We start from the raw sequence: 24,851 nt of genomic DNA, 5'->3' as shown, positions 1-24,851 counted from the left end.
TCACTTGTCGGATACGTCTTGAATCTCCCCGCGCTTATTGCCCCCATTGCAGACGACATGAAGGCTGTCGACGCGGTCATCCGCGATCGGCTGAATTCGGACGTGGTCTTGATCCGCACGATTGGCGACTACATCATTGGCGCGGGCGGCAAGCGCATGCGCCCCGCCATGGTGTTGATGGTGGCGCGCGCCCTGGGCTACGAAGGCACCCATCACCAACTGCTGGCCGCCGTGGTGGAATTCATCCACACCGCGACGCTGCTGCACGACGACGTGGTGGACGAATCCGATCTGCGCCGTGGCCGTGAAACCGCCAACGCCGTGTTCGGCAACGCCGCCAGCGTGTTGGTGGGCGACTATCTGTATTCCCGTTCGTTCGAGATGATGGTCGAGGCCGACTCGATGCGCATCATGAGCATCCTGTCCGAGGCCACGACCGTGATCGCCGAAGGCGAGGTGCTGCAGTTGCTGAACGTGCACGATCCCGATGTCTCGCAGGAACGCTACCTGCAAGTGGTGCGCTACAAGACCGCCAAGCTGTTTGAAGCCGCCGCCCAGGTGGGCGCCGTGCTGGCGGGCGCCACGCCCGAACAGGAAGCCGCCGCCGCCGCCTACGGCCGCCACGTGGGCACCGCGTTCCAACTGGTTGACGACGTGCTGGACTACAGCGGCGATGCGGCCGCCTTGGGCAAGAACGTGGGTGATGACTTGCGCGAAGGCAAGCCGACGCTGCCGCTGATCCGCGTGATGGAAGTGGGTACGCCGGAACAGCAACAGTTGATCCGCGACGCCATCAAGACGGGCGACGCGGATTTCGCGGCCGTGGCTGCCGCGATTCAAGCGACCGATGCGCTGGAACACGCCCGCCTGGCCGCCGTGGCCGAGGCAGATCGCGCTCGGGATGCGCTGTCGATCTACCCCGTTTCGCCTTTTCTGGATTCTCTGCTAGAATTCTGCGCTTTCGCGGTGAATAGAGATCGCTGAGAGCGAACTTGATGTTCCGGATGGAAGTGAAAGACAGGGAAGCAAACCGAGCAGGTGAGCAAACCTGATTTTCAAAAAAACGGAATATAGGTTCTAATAGCGGTCGCTGTTGAATTGGCAGCGGAAAAAGTAGTAGAAAAAAAAGCAGTAGAAACTTGGTAGCACTGAGCGCCGCTAAGTTGGTAGTACGAGCTTGGCAGATTGCCAAACTCACTGATTCGGGGCGTAGCTCAGCCTGGTAGAGTACTGCGTTCGGGACGCAGGAGTCGGAGGTTCGAATCCTCTCGCCCCGACCACTGATTTGTGGTCGAATTCTTGAAAGTGTTTCCCGACACTTTTAGCTGAAAGCCGGTATCGCGAAAGCGGGCCGGCTTTTTTGCGTCTGGAGGCTTTGTGAGCCATCAGCGTGGTAGTGGGGTAGCGGCACGGTATATTCGCGATATGAAAAAGCTGGATATTCCTGCCCTGGAAATCTTCGTCGCGGCCGTCGAAGAAAAGAGCCTGTCGAAAGCGGCCGAACGGGAAAATCTGGTGACATCGGCGGCCAGCAAACGAGTGGCCGAGCTAGAGCGCCACCTGGGCCGGACGCTGCTGCACCGCCACGGCCGCGGCGTCGAACCCACGTCCGCGGGTGTCTTGCTCTACCAGCGCGCCAAGGCCATCCTGCGCAGCGTCCAACTGACGGAACAGGCGATCAACGGCTACTCCCTCAACGGACAGGCGAAGATCCGGCTGGCTTCCAACCCGTCGACCATTCTGCAGTTCCTGCCCGGCGTGATGGGACGGTTCCTGGCGGGCCGCAGCGATGTCAGCGTGGATTTGCTTGAGGGCCACAGCTACGACATTCCCCGCCTGGTGGCCGAGGCCTCGGTCGATCTCGGCATCTACCACGCCGATCATCCCGTGCCCGGCGTGGCCTCGTTTCCGTTCCGGCGTGATCGCGTTGGGCTGGTGGTGCCCGTCGGGCATCCTCTGGCTGAGCGGACGGAACTGTTTCTGGAGGACGCGCTGGATTATGACCTGCTGGGTTACTTTCCCCGCCATTCGCTGGACCAGTTTCTGGCGTATGCGGGGCAGACGCTGTCGAGGCCGCCCAACGTCAAGCTGCAAGTGTCCAATTTCGAGACCCGGTGCCGGATGATCCGTGAGGGCCTTGGCATTGGTGTGGTGCCGGAAGGCATCGCTCGCCACTACCTGGCGTCGATGGGGCTTGTGCTGCTGCGGTTGCGCGATGATTGGGCCGAACGGCAGTTCTACGTTTGCGTGCGCGACACGGCGCAACTGGCACGCCCAGTGGATGAATTGCTGACCGCGCTGTTGGCGCCAGAGTCGCCGGCACAGTAGACGCGCCGGCGACAAGAAGTGGCCGCGATAAGAAGTGACGGACGCTATCCGCTCTGCCGCGCCTCGGCCGCCTGCGCCAGCACCGGACGTAGATAGTCCAGGAAGCGGTCGGGGTCTTCGCTCATGGGAAAGTGGCCCATGCCTTCCATGATCTGCCAGTGGGATCCCGCGATGCGTCCGGCCAGGAACTCGGTGTCTTGCGGCGTGCAGGAATAGTCGTACTCGCCGGTCAACAGCCACAACGGGCAATGGCGCGTGTCGATCCGGGCTACGCGGTCGCGGATGTCGCCATCGGCCGTGTAGAAATGGAGGTCGCCCTTGAACACACCCGGGCCGCTCTGCATGTAGTGCCACAGTGTTTCCCAGCGATGGTTGTCGGGGCTGCCCGGGCCGACCAGGCCGGATACGATGCCGGCGCAGACTTCGCCGCCATGCACGTCGGGCCGGTTCAGCCATTCAAGGTCGTAATAGGGATCCACATGGGCGCCCGATTGCAGCCCGATTGCGCCGCCGAAACGGTTCGCATGTTCCAGCGCCAGATGCAGCACGATGCGCCCGCCAATCGAGCACCCCATCACCAGTGGCCGGTCCAGCACCATCGCGTCGGCCACGGCGATGATGGCTTGCGCGTAGTCTTCGGACGTCAGTTGGTAGGTTTCCTGCTGCCAGCCTTCTGGTGGTGATGACTTCCCGTGCCAAGGGAGGTCGAACGCGATCACGCGGAACGACTCAAGGATCCTTGGGTCGTTCATCACGGCGCGGTACTGGCGGGTATCGGCGCCCGCGGTGTGCAGGCACAGCAGCGGGATGCCGCTGCCGGCTTCCTCGACATAGACCCGGTGCGCGCGGCCGCCCAGCGTCAAATGCAGATAGCGGCCAATGATGGGTTCGAACACAGTGGGATCCGGATTCGCTTGTTGCGGATTCACGAGGGCGCTCCTTCGGCGCGCGGGCAGGCCAGCACGTCCTTGAAATACAGCAGATTGGACATCAGGGGATACAGGTCGCCGTCGGCGCGCAGGCGCCGGAATTTCACGAGTGCCATCAGGTCGTGGTAACCCGGCGGCGGCAACGGGCGCCAGAACTGTGCCCAGTCTTCAGCCGAGGCGCGCAGCGCGAACTGCCAGCGCGGCATCACGAACGGGCCCTGGCGCACGGCTTGGATGCGGCCCGCCGCCACCGTGATCAGGAAGGCGTCCGTGCCGCGTTCGAGCAGGAACGTGGTGTTCAGGTGCCGGCCGCGCCACACCAGGCGTTCCTGCTGGTTGACGGCGTCGGCCAGGCGGTTAAGGATGAAGTCGTCTTGCATCGGATGTTCCTTGTCACAAAGGCGGCGTGCCGGCAGGTAGATGCCGCTACATCGTCGGCGGGCGGATATTGCCGGACGACTGCCAGATTATTTCCTGACCAGCTTGCATTGGCTCTCGGCCAAGGGCATGAATGCCTCGTCACCTGGCACCGTCTTGACGATCTTGTAATAGTCCCACGGGGCCTTGGATTCAGACGGCGCCTTGACCTCGACGACATAGGTGTCATGGATCAGTTTTCCGTCTTCTCGCAGGCGGGCGTTGCGGGCAAAAGCGTCATGGATCGGCATGCTGCGCAGCGTGCGCATCACGGCGTCCACGTTGTCCGTGCCGGCCTTTTCCACGGCGCGCAGGTAGTTCAGCACGGCGGAGTACTGCCCGGCCTGCAGCGCGGTCGGCATCTTGTTGGCGGCTTTGAAGAAGCGCTGCGCGAAGGCGCGGGTTTCGTCGTCCATGTCCCAGTAAAAGGTCTCGGCGAACGTCATGCCCTGGCCGGCTTCCAGACCCACGCCATGCACGTCCGTGATGCTCATCAGCATGGCGACGAGCTTCTGGCGGTCGGCCAGGCCGAACTCGCGCGCCTGCTTGATTTCGTTCTGCAAGTCGGCGCCCGCGCTGGCGAATGCGACCGCGTCGGCCTTGCTGGCTTGCGCCGACAGCAGGAAGGACGCGAAATCCGTGCCCGGGAAGGGATAGCGGACCGAGCCCGCCACCGTGCCGCCGCCTTCCTTGACGAAGCGCATGCCGTCGCTTTCCAGCGAATGGCCGAAGGCATAGTCGGCCGTGACGAAGTACCATTTTTTTGCGCCGGCCTTCACCAGCGGCAGGGTGCCCACCTTGGCCAGCGCATAGGTGTCATAGACCCATTGGACGTTATTGGGCGAGCAGTCTTCGCCCGTGATGCGAGTGGCGCCGGCGCCCGTCACCATGGTCATCCGGCCTTTTTCGCGAGCGATGTTCATGACGGCCAGCGCGACCGCGCTGTTGCCCAGTTCGGTCACCACGTCGACCTTGTCGCGGTCTATCCATTCCCGAGCCCGTCCGGCGGCGACATCAGTCTTGTTCAGATGGTCGGCGGACAACATTTCAACGGGCTTGCCCAGCACCTTGCCCCCGAAGTCCTCGATGGCAAGCTGGGTGGCCAGCACGGAACCCGGCCCGACGTTGCCCGAATACGCGCCGGACATGTCGGTCAGCACGCCGATGCGTACGACACCGTCCGAAATGCCCGCGGGCGCCTCAGCTTGAGCCTCGGTTTGAGTCTGGGCATGGGCCAAGCCGGTGCCTGCAACCAAGGCAAGCACGGCGGTGATTTTCTTGTTCATGATCTTCTCCTTTGGGGACGCGGCTACAGTTGACTGACGTACTTCACCTGCATGAATTCCTGCAGGCCTTCGACGCCGCCTTCCTTGCCCAGGCCGCTGTCCTTGAAGCCGCCAAAGGGCGTCTCCGGCAGCGAGGCCTGGCAATGGTTGATGCAGACGACGCCGCTTTCGAGGCGCTCCGACGCCAGCCGCGCGGTGGCCGCGTCGCGCGTGTACACATAGGACGCCAAGCCGAAGGGCAGGCGGTTGGCCAGCGCCAGCGCCTCATCCGTATCGCCAAAAGGCTGCACAAGCGCCAGCGGTCCGAAGGGTTCAGTGTTGGCGGCCAGGCAATCGGGGCCAACATCGCGCAGTACGGTCGGCGCCCAGAACCAGCCCGGCAGGTCCAGACGCGAGCCCCCGGCGGCAAGCTGCGCGCCGTGCTTGACGGCATCGGCCACCATGGATTCCATCGCGGCCAGCCGGCGCGGGTTCGCCATCGGCCCCATTTGCACGCCGGCATCCAGGCCGTTGCCTACACGCCAGCCGCGGGCGCGATCGGCCAGGCGCTGCACAAAGCGTTCGTAGACGCCTTGCTGCACATACATGCGGGTGGGCGACGTGCAGATCTGACCGCTATTGCGCAGCTTGGCGGCCAGCAGCGCATCGGCGGCGGCTTCCGGATCGGCGTCATCGAAGACCAACACCGGGGCATGCCCGCCCAATTCCAGCGTGGCGCGCTTCAGGCCGCTGGCGGCCATCACCGCCAGATCGCGGCCAATGGACGTGGAACCGGTGAACGTCAGCATGCGGATCGTGGGCGAGGCGATCAGCAACCGCGAGATCTCGCCTGGGTCGCCGAACAGCATGTTCAACACGCCGGCGGGCAGGCCGGCATCCGCCAGGGCACGGCCGATTTCCAGCGCGATCGCGGGTGTTTCTTCGGATGGCTTGATCACGATCGAGCAGCCGGCGGCCAACGCGCCCGCTATCTTGCGCGACGGCGTGATCGCCGGGGCGTTCCACCCGGAGAACGCCGCGACGGGGCCGACGGGTTCGGGAATGGCCATTTGCCGGATGCCACCGACGCGCCCCGGGATCAGGCGGCCATACGTGCGCCGGGCCTCTTCGGCGGCCCATTCGAACATTTCGGCGGCGGTCGCCACTTCCTTTTCGGATTCGGGCAAGGGCTTGCCAAGTTCGCGGGTGATCAGCCATGCCAAGAGGGAAGTGCGTTCCCGCATGAGCGCGGCGGCGCGGCGCAGGATCGCCGCCCGTTCCAGCGCGGGCGTATCGCGCCAGCCCGGAAAGCTGCGCCGGGCGGCGTCCAGCGCTTCGTCGATGTCTTCCGGCGTGGCCACCGGCACACGGCCCAGCACGTCCAGCGTGGCCGGGTCGATCACGTCCAGGCTCGAGCGGTTGCCGGCGGGCACGGCCCGGCCGCCTATCAGTAGATTCAGTTCGGGATAGTGCATTTAATTCGCCTTTGCGATGTGGCTGGTCTGCATCACTTGCGCCCAGCGCTCGGTTTGCGTGCCGATGTGCCGCGCGAAGTCGTCGGGGCTGCCCGTCATCGGGTATTGGCCCAGCTTCAGCAGCGCGTCGCGCGCGGCCTCGGTGCCCATCACCTTGTTGATCGCGGCGTTCAAACGCTGCGTCACGGCAGGCGGCACGCCGGCGGGCGCCAGTACGCCGTTCCACGGTTCAGCGCTGAATCCTGGAATACCGGCTGATGCCGCCACGGTGGGCACGCCCGGTGCCACGGACGACGGCTTGGCGGCGGCGATGCCAAGCACACGCATCTTGCCTGCCTGCACCTGTGGCATTGCGGCGGTTGCGCTCAAGAACGCCATGTCCACGCGTCCCGCCACCAGATCCGCGATCGCCGCCGAGTCGCCTTTGTAGGGAACGTGGGTGATGTCTACGTGGGACGCGCTCTTGAACCATTCGCCAGCCAGGTGATTCACGGCGCCGTTGCCGGCGGATGCGAAGGTCAGCGCGCCGGGCTTCTGCCGCGCGCCGGCGATCAATTCCTGCACCGTTTTGAAGGGCGAATCAGCGGGCACGACCAGCAAATACGGGTAGCTGGCGACCAGGGCGACGGGTTGGAAGTCCTTCAGCACCTGGTAGTCGACCTTCTGCTTGTAGACGGGTTCGATGGACAGCGTGCCGCTGCTGCCGAGCATAAGGGTGTAGCCGTCGGCGGCGGCGCGCTTGACGGCCTGCAACGCCACGACGCCGTTGGCGCCCGGGCGATTTTCCACCACGATGGTCTGGCCAAGCTCGGCCTCCAGGCCGCGGGCCAGGTAGCGTCCGACGGCGTCCGTCGGGCCGCCGGCGGTAAATCCAATCACCAGTGTGATCGGCTTGACGGGGTATTCCGCGGCTGCGGCATTGAAGCCGAACGCGGTGGCGAGCAGGGGCAGCGCCCATCTGCGAAGCATGGATGTCATGATTGTCTCGAATAGGGAAGTCCACGGCACGGCGGGCGCCGCAGGCAGTACGGTGGGGTTCAGGCGTAGCCGCGTTCTATCAGCTTCACCATCACCGGGTAGTACTCCTTGACGTAGCCGGCGGCGCGAGTGCGTTCAAGCAGGTCATGCGTCAGCTTGGCGGCGCGGGCGTCGACATCGCCCTGGTTTGCCAGTTCCAGCGCCAGCAGAATGTCCTTGATGGCGTATTCCGTCGGAAAGGTCTTCTCGGGAAAGGTCTCCGCGGCAAGCGCCTTCTGGCCGGGATTGCGCAGCACGAAACTGTCGGCCGAGCCCTTGCTCAGCGCATCGAGCAGCAGCGTGCCGTCGACACCCGCGCTGCGCCCGATCGTGATGGCCTCGGCCAGCGCATGCACGGTCATGAACACCACCATGTTGTTCATGATCTTCACGACCTGGCCGTTGCCGACGCCGCCGCAAAGCAGCACGTCCGTGCCCATGCATGACAGATAGGGCAGAACCGCCTCGTAATCCTCGCGGGTGGCGCCCACGGTGATCATCAGCGTGCCCAGACGAGCGGCTTCGCGCATGCGGGCCACCGGCGCGTCGATCAGCAGGATGCCGTGGCCACGCAGAACCTCGGCCAGGCGGCGGGTGCGGCCGACGTCACTGGTGCTCATGTCCACCACGATGCGCACGCGGCCGGCGGCTTCCACCAGGCCACCGGGTCCGGTGCATACCTGTTCCACCTGCACGATGCTGGGCAAAGACAGGAACACGATTTCGGCGGCCTGGGCCACTTCCACGACCGATGCGCAGGCGTGTCCGCCCAATGCGCCGACGCGGGCCACGGGTTCCTGGCTGATATCGGCCACATACACCGGATGCCCGGATTTGCGGACCAGGTTGGCGCACATGGGTTCGCCCATCACGCCCAGGCCGATGAAGCCCAGCGGGGTCTTTGTCTCACTCATTACTTCCTCCTTGGGATGGCATCTGTTTTTCTAGCTATTGCCATGCAGCTTACGGAAGGCCCCGACGCGGCGGTGTGAAAAATTGGCAAAGCAACTATCTCCAAATCCGCCCCCCAAGATCAAGAACGCTCGTTTTCCTTTTTATCAATCCTGACCCCGGGCCGGCCGCATAGAGTGGACGGCAGATATCAGCGACGCCTGTGCCGCGCCGCAACAACAACGGGAGACACAAGCATGCTGCTGGACACGATCGCCGCCTATGGCGCGCGGGACACGCTGGCAAGATTGCCGGACGAGGTCCTCCACCACGCCAAGCGGGCATTCCTGGATTGGTTGTCCGCCTTGTATCCGGGCACGCGCACCGCGCCTTGCCTGCAATTACTGGGTGCGCACGGGGCGGAACTGGGCGCGGGTACATCCAGCTTGCCCGGTTGCGCCACCACCGCGTTCGCGGCGACGGCGGCGTGGATCAACGGCAGCGTGTCGCATGCCGTGGAGTTCGACGACATCTTCCGCGACGCGATCTACCACCCCGGCTGTCCGACCATCGCCGCCGCGCTGGCGTTGGCGGAAGAGGGCGACGTAAGCGGCCAGGCGCTGTTGAATGCCATCGTTGTGGGGTACGAGATATCGACGCGCATCGGCGTTGCCGTGCAGCCGTCGCACTACCGCTACTTCCATACGACGGGCACGGTGGGTTGCTTCGGCAGTGCAGCCGCTGCCGCCGCGTTGTGTGCGCCGGGTGACGCGCAAGCGATGTTGCACGCGCTGGCCACCGCCGGTACCTTGGCCAGCGGCCTGCAGCAAGCATTCCGCTCGGATGCCATGAGCAAGGCGCTGCATGCCGGCCATGCAGCCGCCGTAGGCGTGCGGGCCGGGCAGGGCGCGGCGCACGGCATCACCGGCGTGGCTGACATCCTGGAAGGCAAGGTGGGCTTCGGCGCGGCGCTGGCGCAAGAGCCGGACTGGTCCGCCGCGGTCGATGGCCTGGGCCAGCGCTACAACATCCTGTCGATCACGCAGAAGAACCACGGCTGCTGCGGCCACACCTTTGCCGCGATTGACGCCGCGCTGGCGCTGCGCCAGCAAGGGCTGCGCGCGGACGACGTTGCATCGTTGCGCGTGGACGCCTATCAGACGGCCCTGGACGTCACGGGAAACTTCGCGCCCGCGACCGCCTTCGAAGCCAAGTTCAGCTTGCCCTATGTGGTGGCGCACGCGTTGGTTCATGGCTCGGTTCGCCTGGACGCATTCGGCGCCGAGCGTCTGCGCGACCCTCAGGTGCACCGCTTGATGCAAGGGCTGGAACTGCGGGCCGATCCCGCATTCACCGCGGGCTTTCCGACCATGCGCGCTGCCCGGTTGTCGGTCACGACCACCGCCGGGCTGGTGCTTGAACACCATTCCCCGTACCGCAAGGGTGACCCCGAGTCGCCGCTGTCCGACGCGGACCTCAACGACAAGTTCGATGAATTGGCCGGCCCCGTGCTGGGCCATGCGCGCGTGCGTGCGCTACGCGACGCCGTCTGGCGTCTGGACACGATGCCGGTGCGTGCGCTGCGCCTGGCCGCCGACATGCCTCGGCTGTGAACCCTCATCCCATTCCGGAACCCATGACCCCAGTCGTATCCATGTCCTCTTCCTACGCTTCCTCTTGCTCCTCATCGCCGTCCTTCGCCGACGCGCTGCTGTCCCCCCGTGCCATCGCCTTGGTGGGGGCATCGGGCGACGTGCGAAAGAACACCGCGCGGCCACTGCGATTCATGCGCAAGCACGGCTACACCGGCGCTATCTATCCCATCAATGCCACCCGCGCCGACATCCTGGGTGAACGGGCCTACCCGTCACTGGCCGGCCTACCCGGGCCGGTGGACCACGTCTTCGTGATGATTCCCGGCAGTGAGGTCGCCGCGCTGTTACCCGCATGCGCCCAGGCGGGCGCGCGGGTCGTGACGGTTTATTCGGACGGGTTCGGGGAAACCGGACCCGACGGCCAGGCACGCCAGGCCGCGCTGGTGGCGCAGGCTCGGGGGCTGGGGCTGCGTCTGCTGGGGCCGAACAGCATCGGCCTGGCCGACCTGCATACCGGCGGCATCCTGTCCGTGAATGCTGTGTTCGAGGCGGATACCCTGCTGCCCGGCGACATCAGCATGGTGTCGCAGAGCGGGTCGATGATGGGGTCGTTGCTGTCGCGCGCAGCCGCCCGCGGGTTCGGCTTCGCCAAATCGGTGTCGGTTGGCAATGAAAGCGATATCTCGGTCGGCGAGGTGGTCGACGCGCTGGTGGATGACCCCCGCAGCAAGGTCATTCTTCTGTTCCTGGAAACCCTGCGCGACGCGCCCACGCTGGGGCGAGCGTTGTCGCGCGCGCGCGCCTTGGGCAAGCCCGTGATTGCCTACAAACTAGGTCGGTCCGAGCAGGGCGACGCGCTGGCGCAGTCGCATACTGGCGCCATGGCGGGCAATGACGCGGCGGTCGACGCGTTCTTGACCGCGCATGGAGTCATGCGGGTTCAGCATCTGGAGACGCTGTTCGAGATCGCGCCGCTGGCCGCGCGGCATGCCCGGCCACCGCGTGCCGCGGCCGGCGTGGCCGCTGCGGCTACCCGGGTGGCGGTCATCACGACGACGGGCGGCGGCGCCGCCACCGTGGTCGATAACCTGGGATTGCACGGCTTGGCTGCCGTGCCGCCGCCGCCTGATTTCGTTCGGACGATCGCAGAAGCGGGATTGAATATCCGCGAAACGCCCGTCATTGATCTGACGCTGGCCGCGACCAGCGCGCAATACAAGATGCTGCTTGAACACCTGCTGCGCGCCGATTGGTGCGACGCGGTTCTGAGCGTGGTGGGCTCATCCGCGCAATTCCATCCGGGCCTGGCAGTCAAGCCGTTGCTGGAGGCCGAGAGGCCTACGAATAAACCCCTGGTGGTGTTCCTGGCGCCAGAGGCCCCGGAGTCCCTGGCCTTGCTGCGGGAGGGCGGCATCGCCGCCTTTCGCACGCCGGAGGCTTGCGCCGACGCGCTATCGGTATTTTTCGCCGACGCGGGCCAACCCCCTACCGCTGGTGATTCCGTGGCGTGTCCGGAAGGCCTGCCGCGACACGGCATGCTTAGCGAGCATCAGGCGGGAACGCTGTTCCGTAGCTTGGGCGTGCCGGTGGCGGCCGGCCAATTGTTGTCGCCGGATGCGCTGCAGCACGCCGTGCCTTACCCGCTGGTCGCCAAAGTCTGCTCGCCGGACCTTGCACACAAGACCGAGCTGGGCGCCGTCCGGGTGGGCATCGCGGATGCCAGGGCCTTGTCGGAAGCCGTGCACCAGATGCTGGAAGCGGTGCACCGCCAGGCGCCGGACGCGAGGATCGACGGCATTCTGGTCCAGCCCATGGAAAGCCGCTTGATCGAACTGATCCTGGGTTATCGCCATGACCCCTTGGTGGGCCCCACGGTATTGCTGGGCGCGGGCGGCATCGCTGCCGAGCTCGCGCCGGACTTTGCGTTGCGCCTGGCGCCGGTGGACGTGGACGAAGCACGCCGCATGGTCCTGGAAGTGCGGCAGACCCGGCTGATACGCGGGTTTCGCGGCTTGCCCGAAGGCGACTGCGACGCGTTGGCCCACGCCGTTGCGGCCTTTTCGCGGCTGGCCTGCCTGGCGGACGCGCGGGTCGAAGAAGCCGAAATCAACCCCTTGTTCGTGCGCGCCGACGGTGTCGTCGCCGTCGATGGCCTGGCGCGCCTGGCCTGACCCGCCTGGCCTGACCCGCACCCATCCCTTCACCTTTGCATCGAGAACAGCCTAAATGGACTTCAATCTGACTTCGGAACAACAAGACTTCCAAACCGCCGTGCGCCGTTTCGCGGACCGCGAATTGCGCGACGGCGCCGTCGAACGCGCTCATTCCGACGACTACCCCTGGGACGTGGCCCGCAAGATGGCCGGACAGGGGCTATTGGGAATCACCGTCGCCGAGCAGGACGGCGGCGTCGGCGGGTCGTTGATGGACGCCGTTATCGCCATCGAGACCGTGGCGTCCGTTTGCCCGCGCAGCGCGGACGTGGTGCAGGCGGGCAACTTCGGCGCCATCCGCGTGCTGGCCGAATACGGAAGCGGCTTGCAAAAACAGAAGTACCTGACGGCGTTGCTGGCCGGCGAAGGGTTGATCTCTGTCGGCATGACGGAACCCGACGCCGGGTCCGCGGTGACCGAGCTCAAGACCAGCGCCACGCGTGCCGAGGGCGGCTGGCGCATCAACGGCACCAAGATCTTCACGACGCACGGCCCGCACGCCAGCGTGATCCTGACCTATGTGCGCTTTGGCCCCGGCACGGGCGGCATCGGATCGGTGCTGATCGACACCAAGGCCCCCGGCGTGAAACTCGGCAAACGCTCCGCGTTCATGTCCGGCGAGGAATGGGTCGAAATCTTTTTCGACAACGTGTTTGTGGCCGACGACATGGTCGTCTTGGGTGAGGGCGGTTTCAAGAAGCAGATCGCCGGCTTCAACGTAGAGCGCATCGGCAATACGGCGCGGTCACTGGCGCTGGGCCGCTATGCGTATGAAGAAGCGCGCAACTGGGCAATGCAGCGCAAGCAGTTCGGCCGTTTGCTGTGCGAATTCCAAGGCTTGCAGTGGAAATTCGCGGACATGCGGATCAAGCTGGATGCCGCCCAATTGCTGCTGTATCGGGCGGCCAGTGGCGCGGACACCGGCTTCCCCTCAGCCACGGATACCGCGATTGCCAAGGCCTACTGCAATCAAGTGGGCTTCGATGTGGCCAACGATGCCCTGCAGGTGCTGGGCGGCTTGGGCTACAGCCGGGAGTCGCTGGTGGAGTACTGCGTGCGCCGGTGCCGCGGCTGGATGATCGCAGGCGGCTCTATCGAAATCTTGAAGAACCGGATCGCCGAGGGCATCTTCGAACGCAGCTTTCCGCAGCGTCTCCCGCGCTAAGCGGCATCCCGCGTGCCCCATCCCGCGTGCCCCATCCGGGCTGCCACGCAAGGGGCAGGCACGCCATCCGCCCCATCCGTGGATGAATCGAACAGGCCCGCGCAAGCAATTGCGCGGGCCTGACCCGTTAGTCATCTACCGCTCGGCCTCCTGCCGCAGCACTTCCGGCTTCAGCTTGAGCAGGGCGCCTATCTTGTCCGCCGCCTTCTGGGCGGCTTCCCGGGTGGCGTAGCCGTCGACCCAGATCTTGCGGTATTTCACGCCTCGGAGCGTGATGTCGGATTCCTGGGCGGTATAGCCGTTCTTTTTCAGCGTGGCGCGCACGGAGTCCGGGTGCGAGAAGATGCCGACCTGTACCGCGTAGGGCCCTGCCGCGCGGCTCGCGGGCTTTGCCGGTACCGCTGCGGGCGCCCGCTTGGTGGCAGGCGGTTTGGCGACGGGCGCCGGGCTGGGCTCGGGCGCCGCCTGGGGTTCCGGCAGATGGAGAGCCGCGCTGTCGATGGGGCCCATGCAATAGGACACGATACGCTGCGGCACCGGGCTTGCCGGGGCCGGCGTCGGCATGGTCGATCCGGGGGCGGTGCCGGGTTGCAGTTCAGCAAGCCGCGCCTTGATCTCTTCCGCCTGGGCCGCCAGGCGGTCCGCCTCGGCGAACGCGTTCTGCAGCGGCGCCTGGCCCTGCTGGCGATAGGTGACCACGATCCATTGGACGTCGGCAACCGACAGCAGCGTCTTCTGGTCAGGGAAGTCGGCGGGCGTATAGCGGTGGCGGCCGCTGGCAAACTCCTTGAGGAAGTCGATGAAGCCGCGTGCGCCGGTCCATTGGCGAGTCAGCTCGAAATCCGAATAGCGGATGCGTAGCGTGGTGTCGCCGCATGTGGCGAGCGACCAGGGGAAAACCGCGCTGTTGGGAAAGTTGAGGTTTTCCAGCGTGATCGCGCCGCTGGCGCATTGCAGGGTCAGGTTCACGCTTTCCGGCAGCGCGCGGGCATCGGCGTTGGTCTGTGGCGGGACCGTATTCAGCGTCACCGTGCCAGTCGTGGTCTCCAGCTTGGTGATCTGCTTCTCCAACTCGGCCTGTTGCTGCGTCAGCGCCTGGACTTCAGTGGACGAGCGCTTGGAGTGCAGTTGCTGGGTCGCCAGCGTCACCTGGCGCAATTGCGTCATGCTGGCAAAGGCATAGAACTGGCCATTCAGGGGAACCTTGCTGTCCATCGCCGGGCGCGCTTCGTAACGGACACTATCGTGATCCACGAAGTTCTTGATGTCGCCGTCCAGGAAGGATTTGACCTGGCCACGGTCGCCATAGAGCAGTTGATCGGCCAGCTCGCCGTCGGTGACGCCCTGGATGGCGCTAAGCACCGTGTTCTCCCATTGTTGCTGCAAGCGGCAACCGGCGTTGCGGCCGGCGTAATCCAGGACGAAATTCATCGGCCCTTCGGCGACGTCCCAGATGACGCTGGTGCGCGGGCCCGTCGTGCCCTGTTGTTGGCGCAGCGTGCCAATCGCCGTGCGTGCATTGACCAGGGGCACGCTTTTCACATTGGGATCGTGGCCGAACGACCAGATCTCGATGGCGGCCTTCATCGCCGTGCCATCGCCCTGTTGCAGCGGAACGATGGTGTCGCGCACGCCCTGGCGATAGGCTTGCAGCAATTGCAGCGAGCTGCCTTCATTGCGCAGGCGGGTAATGCCCTGTCCCAGCGAACCGCCTTGCGGCAGGTTCTTGATGACGTCGCCGCCAAAGCGCTGTACGACGTCGATCTTCTGCAGCGCGCTGGTGGCCGTGCTCTGCTGGCTGGAATGCGCAAGGCCGTCCAGCGCGTCCAGCCGGCCAGCCTGCACGATCCAGTCCGGCCGGGATGCCTCGGGGAGGCGCTCGCCGACGGCTGCCAGCATGTGTATCAGGCGTTGGTAGGGGTCGTCAGCCGTCAACAGCGACGACAGCACAGCGCGCCGGGCCGTGCCGTCGGCCAGCAGGTCGGGCACGTGCGGGAAGATGTCGGTGAATTGGTACCACGCATCCAGTCCGTCGCTTTGGTAATGCTGCTGGAACTCACTGCGCCGCGCCGACCATTCCTGCGTGTTGTCCGTGGCGCGTCCCAGTTCGTCCAGGAAGCCGATCGCGGCACGCTCGCCGTCGGGCGTCAGCCCGGCGGGAATAAACGGCAGGTTCGGCTTGTCCGGAATGTTCCAGAAGTCCGTCAGGCGCACCGGCTTGATGGTGCCCTGCAGGTCGACCCAGGAGTAAAGCCAGGGGATGGGGCGGGTGGTCAGGTTGAGCCCCGCCAGAACCTGGCGCAGCGCGCGCCGCTCGTCATCAAGCGTCGTGTGGTCGTCTTGCCATGTCAGGTAATCCCGGTACATGTCGCCGAGCAGGATGGCATCCATGGAGTCGCGCAGCGTCTGGTGGACGCTGGCAAGCAGCAGGGGCAGCTCGCTGCCGGGCGCGGGCAGCGCATACACGCTACGACCCTCGGTGGCGGCATCGATCAGGTTGATGCGCCTCACCAGGGTCTGCGCCCAGGCGGCAAGCAGCATGTCGTTGTTGCCCTTGGCCAACTGCGGCAGGCTGCTGATAAGCAGGGGGTCGAGATTGGCGGCGATGACCTCGCGATGGAATTCACGCGTGTAGTGGTCCATCATGCGGCGCTCGACCTGGTTCACACGTCGCTGAAACGGCATCCAGTGGCGCTGCCATGCCGGCCGCTTCAGCAGCGTGTGTATGGCGTTGCGTTCGTCTTGCAGGGCATGCAGGTCTGTCGACATCGGCCCCGAAAAGTCCGGCTTGTCCGACGTGCCGGCCGCGGCGGCGCGCAGTTCGTCCTGCGCGGTGTTGCTAGAGTGCACCAGCAGAAATCCGACACCCACGCACAGGCCCAGCCACGCAACCACGGCGGCATGGCGCAGGAAGCGGCGCCAATGGCGCCACCGCTCAACGGGCTTCCACGCGTGCCGCTGCGCGGGCAAGGCATGGTTGAACAGGCCGGCGCTGAACCAGTCGGGCTGGCTGCGGTCGTTGCCAGCCGGCTGACCGGTCAGGAACAAGCCCTGCATCAACGGCGTTTCGGCATAGGGCGTTGCCTGGAATGCCGGCCGCATCACCTTGGCAAGTTGCCGTGCCAAGGGCACCAGGCGCTCCGGCAGGCCGAAGACTTCTGGGGCGGGCCGGCCGTGCACGCCTTGCAGCACACGCAGATCGAACATCCGATGCACGATGTTGTTGAAGGCATCGTTGATGAACTGTCCGACGCTGGCGGCGGGCACGGGGTTCACGAAGCCCATCGCCTGGTTGGTCAGGTCGGGCCCCAGGCTTTTCGCCCAGGCGGCGAAGCCCGGCAGCAGCTGGCAGTCAGTCAAGACGACATACACGGGAATGCGCGCATCGTAGATGCGGGTCAGCTCATCAAGGCGCTTGCGTAGTCCCTGGCCCGTCTCGTTCAGATCGGCATCGCTGCCGCTGGTCAGCCACGCCGCGTTGAAGGCCAGGATCAGGCCGTTCAAGGGTTCGCGGCGGCGTGTGCGCATCATCCAGTGCAGCAAACGGCGCCATTTCGGCGAATCAGGCGCCTTGTGCTCTTCGCCCAGCGTTTCGGTGGGATCCAGCACGACGCCGTTGCGCAGCAGCCACCATTGCAGTTCGGCCGGGTCGTCGCCTCGGGCCTGTACCGGTGCCGCGCCCGCCGCGCGGCGCAGCAGTTCGGTCCTGGCCGCGTCGTGGGGGCCCAGCACCATGTACCAGGGCAGCACATACAGCGGCGATCCGAAGCGCGACAGGCGCGACTGCTTCAGCGCGCTCAAGCCCGCGCGCCAGTCCATGTCCAGCCGTTCGGTGTTGACGGTGACGCTGCCGACGGGGCGAGCCAGGCGCCGCCTTAGCCGCCAGGCCAGCCATAGGCCGCGCAGCCAGCGCAGCAGCACAAGGCCGATCAGTACGCCCAGGAACAGGGCGATGGAGCGCCAGAGAGGCCAGCCCAGGTACAGGCCCAGCACCCAGCACCCCAGTGCCAGCAGTAGCAGCCCCAACAGCCAGGCGATCGCGACAAGCAGTTTTTTGATCATTGCACAGACAGCAGCGTTAGCATTTCGAGTCAGGTCAGGTCAGGAGCGGGTGGCGGTGGGCACGGCTACCTGCGCCGCCTCGCCCGCAACGCGATAGTCCAGATACAGGTACAGGCCCAGCAGCAGGCACAAGGGCACGACCACCAGGAAAAAGGTCGCCAGCGACGGCCCGATACCGCGGCGGTAGGGCGCCATTTTTCGCGCGCGGCCACCCGCCTGCGGGAACAGCGGCAGGCTGGGATCCAGCGGCGACATGCGGCGTTCTTCGGCGATGCGTGCCAGCAGGGCCGCGCGGTACTCCGCGAGTTCGGCGGGCGGACGATGCGTGTAGCGGCCGCTGAAGCCGGCCAGCAAAGCCAGGCCGTAGACCTCGCGCACTTCGACGGCGTCATCGGGCAGGGCTTCGAGCTTTTCGAAGAACGCCACGCCCGCTCGTGTCGTCGCGAAGTAATGGCGCTGCAAGGGCGCCAGCCGCCAGGACGAACTGGCCGCCCAGTCGCGCGACATCGCCAGTTCGTCGATCCAGGCAACCACGGCGAACAGGCTGGCCTGCGCGTCGGCGGCGGTGAACCCATGGGCCTGCACGCGCTCGACCGCGGCGTCCAAAGACGCCTTCAGTTGCCCGCGCACCACTTCGGCGTCAGGCGTTGCGTCGGTGCCCGCGCCGGTGATTGCCGTGCGGGCCAACTCCATGGAGGCAATCCAGATATTGCTCAGGCGCACGTTGCTATCCTTTGATCACGATCAGTTCAAGCCGCAGGTCCGGCGGCGGCTCCGGCAGCGACAGGGACAGGCGTCCATCACGAACGACGGCATCCCAGCCGTCCGACAGGCTTTCGATACGGAAATACGCGCTGCCGGCACGGCGGGGCATGCCCAGCGGCAACGTCTGCAGCGGAATGATTTCGATGCCAGGCAGCGACCGCGTCACCAGTGTCTCGATCTCGTCCGGGGTTCCCAGCTTGGCTTCCAGCACCATGTGTTCGGCCAGTTCCTTAGGCTCCAGGCCGCTGCGCGCCATCAGGTAATAGCGATGGCGCGGGCCGAAGAACGCGGCCGGCATGTCGGCGCGGTAGAGATTGCCCGCGGCGCCGTCCTGCTCGAAATGCACCAGCATCTCGGGGCCGATCGTGATTTCGTTCAGCAGGCGGCGCACCAGGTCCAGCACGCCCATGAACACGGAGCCGATATCGGTGTGCTTGTAGGGCGCCACCAATTGCCGGTTGTCCCGCGTTTCGCCCAGCAGGTCGCAATAGTCCGAGAACGTGCTCAGCTCGCCCGCCAACTGACGCAGCACGCCATAGACGGCCCAGGGATGGGTCTGCGCGGCCTCGACCAGATGCGTAATCTGCGGTCCGTAGCGGTTCAGAACAGACAGGGCCAGCACCGGGCCGAACTGGCCGTCCTCGCCGGAGCGGTTGGCAATGGGCTGTTTGAAGACTTCAAGCTGCCGGGCGCGTCCAATGACTTCGTCGCGCAATTCCATCAGCATGTGCTGTAGCGACGTGGACGCGGCCAGGTTCAGGCAGGGCGGCACGAAGCGGGGCGCGAGCCTGACGACTTCGCCATCCTGCTCCAGGCGCGCAAGCGGCATCAGGTCGTAATCGCCCAGCGCGCCGATCTCTTCTTCCCAGAACAGGCGCAGCACATACGTCATCAGCGTCACGCGTCCGGACGGGCCGCTGGCATAACGGTCGGGCACCTGTTGCGGATCTGCCGGCGCCACCAGCCGCGCTTCCGCCCGTGCCGCGTCGTCCAGGTTCTCGTATTTCTGTACGCTGGGCTGGTCCACGACATGACGGCGCAGGCCTACGTACAGCGTGCGCGGGCCTTGCGAGAATTCGGCCAGCTCGAAGCGGCGCGATTCGATGCGGGCATTGCCGGGGATTTCGGTCAGCGTTCCGTCCTGCCAGCGCAGGGCCATGTGGTCCACCACCACTTGCCGCGCGGCCAGGGCGGCTTCATTGATTTCCAGCGCGCCAAAACCCCAGCACCACGGCGCGGTCAGCTCGACCTGCCGTGCCAGGAGTCGTTCGGTCCAGGCGTCCTGATACTGGAAATGATGGGGCTGCAGGAACAGGCCCTGATGCCAGAACAGTGGTTGTTTCAGATGCGTACTCATGCTTTGCGGGGCCGGTTCATTGTTTGGCCGGCGTACTGCCGGCGGCGGGCGTCGTCGCGGGGGGCGTCACCAGCCCGCCGACGGGGCGGGTGGGCGTGACGGGCGGCGTGCGGGTGCCGACTGCTTGGAGAATGCCGTCGGCGCCCAGGTGTAGTTCGATCTTCAAGGGCTCGGGCGACGCGTTGCGTGTCTTGACCACGATGCCGCTGGAATCCACTTCCACGCCGATGCGGTACAGCCGTGCGCTGCGCGTCGGGTCCAGGTGGAAGTAACCGGCCACCAGCCCCACGTACTTGGCCTTTTCAACACGCGGCAGCGTGACCGTGCGGTTCTCGCCGGGCGATACGAACACGCGGTCGAGTGACAGCAGGCCCTTGGGCGGGGTGTCGGCCAGCAGCAGCGTGGACATCTTGGCCGAATTGGCGGCGTAGGGGGCGAACGCGCTGGGGTCTTCCATCTGCACCACCGACAGCGCCAGCGTATGCGGCTGGTCGGTCGATTGATTCAACTTCGGGTCGGCTTCAATGGCCAGCTGCACGCCGTCGGCCGCATACGTCCACTTCAGCGCCTTGAGCGCATCTTCTTCCGACGTGCCGCCCATCATGCTGTTCAAGGAACTGCACGAAGCCAGCGCCATGGTGCACAGCACGATGGACAACAGACGCGGAATCGAAGCCTGGAGCTTGAGCATGGCGGCTTTCCTCAACTGACCAGCATCACGATCACCTGGCTGGGGGCAGCCACGATACCGACCGTGTTGTTGGCGTTCTGCGTGGTCATGCAGGTCAGGCGCACGCCCGGCGGTCCGCCCACCATGACCTTCATGCTGCCGGTCACGAACGCGGCCTCGCCCATGATTTCTCCGCAGGCCACACCACCGCCCGCCACGCCGCCCTGGTCGCCGTTGCTGAGCATGATGGTGCTGGCCTGGTTCAGCGCCGGCATGCCGCCGACCAGCACGTTCTCGACGATGCCTCCCGGGTCGGCCATGTCGCTCATGGCGATGTTGGGGTAGGGCATCGGAATCGGCGAAGGCACCGCGGGCGTCAGACAAACGTCGGGCACGGTTGCCGTGGTCATCGCGCCGGCGTTATTCAGCATGAACATGGCGTTCCCCTTTCAACCTATCTGTACCGAGTCGGCATCCACCGCCACCCGGTCGCGTGCTTTCAGGTCGGCCGTTGCGGCATGCACCGACCAGTCTTCGTTGACGACGGTGCGCTGCGACCCCGTCGTGACGTCATCATGTCCGGCGACGCGGCGTACGCTCTGCCCCAGATGCACTTCGGCGCGGCCAGAGATTTCCATGCGCTCGACGCTGACGTCATTGCGTGTGTTCCAGTGCGTGTGCGCGTTGTCGCCCGCGACGCGCAGGGTCTGGCAACGCAGGTCGGCTTCGTCCAAGGTGACCGTGGCATGCGCCGCATTGACGTCCAGCGCGGGGCCGGCGTCCAGCGCCACGCCGTCGGCCGCCTGGATCGACAGCTTTCCTTCGGGCAGCGACAACTGCAAATCGCCCGGCACTTCCACCCGGGCGGCGGATGCCGGCGCGCCGCGTTCGAGTACGGTCAGGATGTAGCCCTGGCCCGCGGCCAGGCTGACAAGCGCGATGTCGCCGACTTCGGGTTGCAGCAGGCAGCCGGCGGCGGGGGTGACCCAGATGGCGCCGGCACCGGTCAGCGCGGCGTAGCGGCGACCGTCGCGCATGACCAGCCGCGCGTGATGCAGACGGGCGCCCTGGTCCGGCGAATAGGCAGGCGCGGCGTCAGGCTGGCTGACGGCCGGGTCCAATGCGGGATTAGGATGGTTCATCGAGAGTCCAATGGCATCGGGTTAGACGGGGGGGCGCCACAGTTCGGCGGCCCGCAATTCGGGGTCATCGCGACGGACGTTTTCAAGCACGGTTTCGCGCCAGGAGGCATCGGGCAGTTCGACGGCGTGCAGGCGCGCGCCCGTCAGGTCGGCGCGCGCAAAGTCCGCATGCGCGACCCGCAGGTGCGACAGGTCGGCGTCCATCAACTTCGATTCGCCGAACGATATTCCCGTGGAATTGGCGGCCTGAAAGCGGGCGCCTTGTAGCGACGCTCGCGCGAAGCTGGCTTTGTCCAGACGTGCCTGGTCGAAGATGGCGCCATCCAGCATCGCGCCATCAAAGCGTGCGTTCTGCAGGGCGGCCTGGTAGAAAGACACGCCCGGCGCCACCAGCCCGCTGAAATCGACATCGGCGCCCTGGACGCGGTTGAAGGAACATTGCGCCAACACGGCGCCAGCCAGCGTGGAGCCCGTCAGTTTGCTGTCCGGCAGATGGCTTTGCCGCCAGACCGCGCCCGAAAGATCCAGGCCAGACAGGTCGCAGCGCGACAGCCATGCCTTGTCCACCTTGGCCGTTCTCATCCGGGCGCCCGGGAAGGCCGTGTTCTGGGCAGCCAGGCGGGTCAGTTCAGCAAGGTGGAAATCGGCGTCCTGCCACACGCAGTCCATCATCCAGACCTTGATGGCCTTGGTTTCGCGCCACGACACCGCGTGGCCGCTGCAGGCGGTGAAGGACGCCCCATCCAGCGCCACGCCGTCCAGGCTCACCTCGTCAAGCCGGCAACGGTTCCAGACCGTCTTGCGCATGTCGGCGCTATCGAAGCGAGCGCCACGCGCGTCCAGGTTGGCCAGGCGCAGACCGGACAGGTCGGCATTGCGGAAATCGACGCCGGCCAGCGCGTCGGGCGCCAGCCGTTCGCCCGCGCGCAGCGCTTGTAGCAGCGACTCGCGATTCTGGGTCGCGTCACTCACGGCCGTAATCCTCCAGCAGGCGGCAGCGGGTCAGCAGGGCCTGGTCCAGTTGCACGCCTTGCGCGGTCGCGGTGCGGGTGTCGGCCGCGTGCAGGTTGGCGCCGGTCAGGTCCACGTCCTGCAGCACCACCTGGCGCAGCCGGGCCTTCATCAGGTTGGCCCCGCGCCAGCTGGCCTGCTCGATGCGGCTGCCGGTGAAGTCGCAGACGCGCGCCACCAGATGCCAGGCGTCGGTGCCCGAGAGGTCGCAATTCTTCAGGAATCCGCGGTCCATGTGCGTCTCGCGCAGCGTGGCCTTGCCCAGGTTCGTATCCTGCAGGCTGGCCCTGTCCAACAGCGCGCGGTTCAGGTTGGCGCGGCGTAGATCGGTGCCCTTCAGCGTGCGCAGTTGCGCCATGCTGGCGCCGTCGTAACGCGAACCCGCGGCCTGGCAGGTCATCAGGGTCGCGCCTTGCAGGTCGGCGCCATCCAGCGTGGCGTCCTCCAGCATGCACTTGCTGAACATGGCCTTGGGGAAGCGGCTTGACGCCGCGTCGATGCCTGCAAACCCGCATGCCGTAAAACGCGCCTCCTGGCCCTGGGCCTGGCGCAGAACCGCCTTGTTGAAGTCGCATTCCTTGGCCTGCGCCGTTGCCCACTCGGTGGCGGACAGGTCGGCGTGGGTGAACACGCATTTCTCCAGGCGGGCTTGTGAAAAGTCCGCGCCGGGCAGCTTCGCCCCAGCCGCCTGGCACCCCTTCAGCAGGGCGCGGGGGAAACGGGCGCGGCTCAGTTGGGCCTCTCCAAGATCGCAGTCCTCTAATTGGCAGTCGGTGAAATTGACGCCCTCCAGATTGGCGCCGCGCAACACGCAACCCCGTAGCAGCGAGGTGCTGAGGTCCAGGCCGGCCAAGTCCACGCCGCTCAGGTCCAGCCCTTGCAGTTCGCACCATTGCGCCGAGGCGTGCCGCGCGTGGCGCTCAAGCAGGGCCTCGCGGTCCAGTGCGGTGCGCGGGCCGCGCGGCAGGGCTTCATCCGGCAAGGGCAATGACGGCGGTTCCTGGGCCTGTAGCGCTTCTGCCTGCTTGGAGATTTTCTTGGCGTTCAGTTGCAGCGCGTCCATCTTGATCTGGAATGCCTGGTACCGTTCCATCAACGCCGCCTTGGCGTCGGGTGGCAACTTCATTTTTGCGACGGCATCGGCCGGGTCCAGCACGATGGGCGGCCGGGCACGCGAACGCGCCAGCGCGGCGTCGTAGTCCAATCCGTGGGCGCGCCATTGTTCGCGCGTCTCGGCTTCGCCAGCGGCCAATGCGTCCGCCACGTACTGGCGCACGGCAGCCTTGAACGCCGTCGGTTCCTTGGGCCATTCGGGGGTCGGCAGCGCCAAGGTGTTGGGCGGGGCCTCGCTTTGCGCCATCTTGGCCTGCAACGATCCCAGGCCGTAGCGCTGCATGGTCTGGTCGGTCTCGGCAATGGCCGATTGGCGGGTGTCGGCCAGGGTCTTGGCGACCGTCGCGCGATGCGCGGCCGCCGCCTTGCCCATCTCTTCGATCGCCTTGCCTGCCGCGGCCGTTTTCGCCGCGGCCTCGGGACCGGGCTCGGGCGCGGCCAGCGTTTGTGTTTGCGCCGGCGTTGCGGCTTCGCCGGCCTCTTGCCATATCAGCGCCCAGTGCTGGGTGGTTTGCGGCGGTTCGCTCATGCGTTCGGTGAAGATGCCCAGGCCGAGCACGTCCTCCGCATCCTCGCGCCGCGTGGCGAGCTCGCCCCGGTACAGCACCAGCACGCGCTCGTCGTTCGGCAGCAGCCAGACGGTGTCCAGGTCCAGCGGCAATTCCACGCGCCGTTCGGGCGCCGCATCGGTGCGCACCAGCACACGCGGCCGCAAGCCGGGCAGGGTGCCGCGTTGCAGCGGATGATCGGCGTGCATGTTCTCGGCGAACCAGCTTTCGTCGCCGCGCCAATAGCCTTCCTGGCATTGATCCGGCGCGAAACGGTCGAACCAGCGCGGGTCGGTGTCGTCGGGCAACCAGGGCAGCCGCGCGCGCTCCCAGCGCTTGTCCAGCGTGCCTAGCCAGCGGATCTGTTCAGGCGCACCCTGGGCCAGCACGCCCAGGCTGGCGGGCCGGGGGGCATCGCCTGGCCGCAGGACCGGTGCGGCGGGGTCTTCGATATTGGGCAGGGCAACGCCGTCGGCCTGGTCCGCCTGGGCGCAATGGCCACGGCCGTGCGGATTGGCCGCCCAGCCCTTGGCGCCGTAGGCGCGTGCCAGGCCGATGGGCATGTCGGTGTAAGGCTGCGGCGCGCTCGGCTGCCAGCCGGCAACGCCGCGCGACCAGTAGCGGTCGCCCAGCACCAGCACCGATTTTTGCAGGCCGCCCACGCCGGCGCGCACGGTCAGGCCGGTCACGGGCTGGCCTTGAGGAGCCTTGGCCGCACCGGCCACGCCAAAGCCGCCGCGCATTTTTTTCTGCGCCAGGTCGAAGGGTTCGTCGGTGAAGAGCGCCGTCAGCGTTTTCCAGGCGTCCGGTTCGGACACGCGCGTGCCGTCCGCGCCGCAACAGTAGCCTACCGTCACGGTCAGGGACGACTGGCCCCCCGGGACTGAT

General features: G+C 66.1%; 19 protein-coding genes and 1 tRNA gene. 6 read left to right on the top strand and 14 right to left on the bottom strand.

Annotation, left to right across the window (positions count from 1 at the left end; translation table 11 throughout):
- Window positions 1–18: 18 nt before the first annotated feature.
- The 3 genes from ispB to P8T11_RS17825 all read left to right on the top strand — a co-directional run bounded on the left by ispB (window position 19) and on the right by P8T11_RS17825 (window position 2,328).
- Window positions 19–984 (top strand): octaprenyl diphosphate synthase, encoded by a 966-nt coding sequence (ispB, locus tag P8T11_RS17835; protein ID WP_100853993.1) that lies wholly within the window; start codon window positions 19–21, stop codon window positions 982–984.
- Between the two features lie 219 nt (window positions 985–1,203).
- A tRNA-Pro gene (locus P8T11_RS17830) sits at window positions 1,204–1,280 on the top strand.
- A 145-nt stretch (window positions 1,281–1,425) separates the two neighbouring features.
- On the top strand, window positions 1,426–2,328 hold the full coding sequence (locus tag P8T11_RS17825; protein ID WP_268080724.1) for a LysR family transcriptional regulator: 903 nt from the start codon (window positions 1,426–1,428) through the stop codon (window positions 2,326–2,328).
- Between the two features lie 44 nt (window positions 2,329–2,372).
- Here P8T11_RS17825 and P8T11_RS17820 read toward each other — a convergent pair whose 3' ends face one another.
- From P8T11_RS17820 to P8T11_RS17795, 6 genes are all read right to left on the bottom strand, one after another.
- Window positions 2,373–3,257, bottom strand: a complete 885-nt coding sequence (locus P8T11_RS17820; protein ID WP_268080725.1) for an alpha/beta fold hydrolase — start codon at window positions 3,255–3,257, stop codon at window positions 2,373–2,375.
- Window positions 3,254–3,637, bottom strand: coding sequence for a hypothetical protein (locus tag P8T11_RS17815; protein ID WP_268080726.1), 384 nt, complete (start codon window positions 3,635–3,637; stop codon window positions 3,254–3,256). Before P8T11_RS17815 ends, P8T11_RS17820 begins: the two co-directional genes overlap by 4 nt.
- Before the next feature lie 87 nt (window positions 3,638–3,724).
- Entirely contained in the window at window positions 3,725–4,960 is a 1,236-nt protein-coding gene (locus P8T11_RS17810; protein ID WP_268080727.1) for an ABC transporter substrate-binding protein, read from the bottom strand.
- 23 nt (window positions 4,961–4,983) lie between these two features.
- The gene (locus P8T11_RS17805; protein ID WP_268080728.1) at window positions 4,984–6,414 is read right to left on the bottom strand and encodes an NAD-dependent succinate-semialdehyde dehydrogenase; all 1,431 of its coding nucleotides are present in this window, start codon (window positions 6,412–6,414) and stop codon (window positions 4,984–4,986) included.
- On the bottom strand, window positions 6,415–7,392 hold the full coding sequence (locus tag P8T11_RS17800) for a Bug family tripartite tricarboxylate transporter substrate binding protein (protein ID WP_268080729.1): 978 nt from the start codon (window positions 7,390–7,392) through the stop codon (window positions 6,415–6,417). It lies immediately after the preceding gene.
- 59 nt (window positions 7,393–7,451) lie between these two features.
- Entirely contained in the window at window positions 7,452–8,345 is an 894-nt protein-coding gene (locus tag P8T11_RS17795; RefSeq protein WP_268080730.1) for an NAD(P)-dependent oxidoreductase, read from the bottom strand.
- A 234-nt stretch (window positions 8,346–8,579) separates the two neighbouring features.
- On the opposite strand from P8T11_RS17795, the gene P8T11_RS17790 reads away from it, so the two are divergent.
- The 3 genes from P8T11_RS17790 to P8T11_RS17780 are packed head-to-tail and all read left to right on the top strand — an operon-like array spanning window position 8,580 to window position 13,295.
- The gene (locus P8T11_RS17790) at window positions 8,580–9,935 is read left to right on the top strand and encodes an MmgE/PrpD family protein (RefSeq protein WP_268080731.1); all 1,356 of its coding nucleotides are present in this window, start codon (window positions 8,580–8,582) and stop codon (window positions 9,933–9,935) included.
- A 41-nt stretch (window positions 9,936–9,976) separates the two neighbouring features.
- Window positions 9,977–12,088, top strand: a complete 2,112-nt coding sequence (locus P8T11_RS17785) for an acetate--CoA ligase family protein (RefSeq protein WP_268080732.1) — start codon at window positions 9,977–9,979, stop codon at window positions 12,086–12,088.
- A 55-nt stretch (window positions 12,089–12,143) separates the two neighbouring features.
- Window positions 12,144–13,295, top strand: coding sequence for an acyl-CoA dehydrogenase family protein (locus P8T11_RS17780; RefSeq protein ID WP_268080733.1), 1,152 nt, complete (start codon window positions 12,144–12,146; stop codon window positions 13,293–13,295).
- A 135-nt stretch (window positions 13,296–13,430) separates the two neighbouring features.
- Here P8T11_RS17780 and P8T11_RS17775 read toward each other — a convergent pair whose 3' ends face one another.
- Genes P8T11_RS17775 through P8T11_RS17740 form a run of 8 tightly spaced genes read right to left on the bottom strand, consistent with a single transcriptional unit; the run spans window position 13,431 to window position 24,820 of the window.
- Window positions 13,431–17,357, bottom strand: a complete 3,927-nt coding sequence (locus P8T11_RS17775) for a type VI secretion protein IcmF/TssM N-terminal domain-containing protein (RefSeq protein WP_268080734.1) — start codon at window positions 17,355–17,357, stop codon at window positions 13,431–13,433.
- Window positions 17,358–17,396: 39 nt separating this feature from the next.
- The gene (locus P8T11_RS17770) at window positions 17,397–18,080 is read right to left on the bottom strand and encodes a DotU family type IV/VI secretion system protein (RefSeq protein WP_268080735.1); all 684 of its coding nucleotides are present in this window, start codon (window positions 18,078–18,080) and stop codon (window positions 17,397–17,399) included.
- A 4-nt stretch (window positions 18,081–18,084) separates the two neighbouring features.
- Complete coding sequence (tssK, locus tag P8T11_RS17765) at window positions 18,085–19,479, bottom strand: type VI secretion system baseplate subunit TssK (protein ID WP_268080736.1); 1,395 nt, start codon at window positions 19,477–19,479, stop codon at window positions 18,085–18,087.
- Window positions 19,480–19,495: 16 nt separating this feature from the next.
- Window positions 19,496–20,170: a type VI secretion system lipoprotein TssJ gene (gene tssJ / locus P8T11_RS17760; RefSeq protein WP_268080737.1), complete on the bottom strand. Its 675-nt coding sequence runs from the start codon at window positions 20,168–20,170 to the stop codon at window positions 19,496–19,498.
- Between the two features lie 11 nt (window positions 20,171–20,181).
- Window positions 20,182–20,586: a DUF4150 domain-containing protein gene (locus P8T11_RS17755; RefSeq protein ID WP_100854055.1), complete on the bottom strand. Its 405-nt coding sequence runs from the start codon at window positions 20,584–20,586 to the stop codon at window positions 20,182–20,184.
- A gap of 12 nt (window positions 20,587–20,598) precedes the next feature.
- Window positions 20,599–21,291 (bottom strand): DUF3540 domain-containing protein, encoded by a 693-nt coding sequence (locus P8T11_RS17750; RefSeq protein WP_268080738.1) that lies wholly within the window; start codon window positions 21,289–21,291, stop codon window positions 20,599–20,601.
- Window positions 21,292–21,312: 21 nt separating this feature from the next.
- Entirely contained in the window at window positions 21,313–22,263 is a 951-nt protein-coding gene (locus P8T11_RS17745; protein ID WP_268080739.1) for a pentapeptide repeat-containing protein, read from the bottom strand.
- Window positions 22,256–24,820, bottom strand: coding sequence for a DUF2169 family type VI secretion system accessory protein (locus P8T11_RS17740; RefSeq protein ID WP_278072142.1), 2,565 nt, complete (start codon window positions 24,818–24,820; stop codon window positions 22,256–22,258). Before P8T11_RS17740 ends, P8T11_RS17745 begins: the two co-directional genes overlap by 8 nt.
- Window positions 24,821–24,851: the final 31 nt, after the last annotated feature.

This window comes from Achromobacter spanius, assembly GCF_029637605.1.
Classification (GTDB): Bacteria; Pseudomonadota; Gammaproteobacteria; order Burkholderiales; family Burkholderiaceae_B; genus Achromobacter; species Achromobacter spanius_E.
This window is presented reverse-complemented; position numbering and strand designations above follow the sequence as displayed.

Coding starts and splice junctions, on each gene's coding strand:
- P8T11_RS17750 (WP_268080738.1), bottom strand. CDS start 21,291: ATGAACCATCCTAATCCCGCATTGGACCCGGCCGTCAGCCAGCCTGAC.
- P8T11_RS17805 (WP_268080728.1), bottom strand. CDS start 6,414: ATGCACTATCCCGAACTGAATCTACTGATAGGCGGCCGGGCCGTGCCC.
- P8T11_RS17790 (WP_268080731.1), top strand. CDS start 8,580: ATGCTGCTGGACACGATCGCCGCCTATGGCGCGCGGGACACGCTGGCA.
- P8T11_RS17785 (WP_268080732.1), top strand. CDS start 9,977: ATGTCCTCTTCCTACGCTTCCTCTTGCTCCTCATCGCCGTCCTTCGCC.
- P8T11_RS17755 (WP_100854055.1), bottom strand. CDS start 20,586: ATGTTCATGCTGAATAACGCCGGCGCGATGACCACGGCAACCGTGCCC.
- P8T11_RS17780 (WP_268080733.1), top strand. CDS start 12,144: ATGGACTTCAATCTGACTTCGGAACAACAAGACTTCCAAACCGCCGTG.
- P8T11_RS17775 (WP_268080734.1), bottom strand. CDS start 17,357: ATGATCAAAAAACTGCTTGTCGCGATCGCCTGGCTGTTGGGGCTGCTA.
- P8T11_RS17800 (WP_268080729.1), bottom strand. CDS start 7,392: ATGACATCCATGCTTCGCAGATGGGCGCTGCCCCTGCTCGCCACCGCG.
- tssJ (WP_268080737.1), bottom strand. CDS start 20,170: ATGCTCAAGCTCCAGGCTTCGATTCCGCGTCTGTTGTCCATCGTGCTG.
- tssK (WP_268080736.1), bottom strand. CDS start 19,479: ATGAGTACGCATCTGAAACAACCACTGTTCTGGCATCAGGGCCTGTTC.
- P8T11_RS17815 (WP_268080726.1), bottom strand. CDS start 3,637: ATGCAAGACGACTTCATCCTTAACCGCCTGGCCGACGCCGTCAACCAG.
- P8T11_RS17810 (WP_268080727.1), bottom strand. CDS start 4,960: ATGAACAAGAAAATCACCGCCGTGCTTGCCTTGGTTGCAGGCACCGGC.
- P8T11_RS17795 (WP_268080730.1), bottom strand. CDS start 8,345: ATGAGTGAGACAAAGACCCCGCTGGGCTTCATCGGCCTGGGCGTGATG.
- P8T11_RS17825 (WP_268080724.1), top strand. CDS start 1,426: ATGAAAAAGCTGGATATTCCTGCCCTGGAAATCTTCGTCGCGGCCGTC.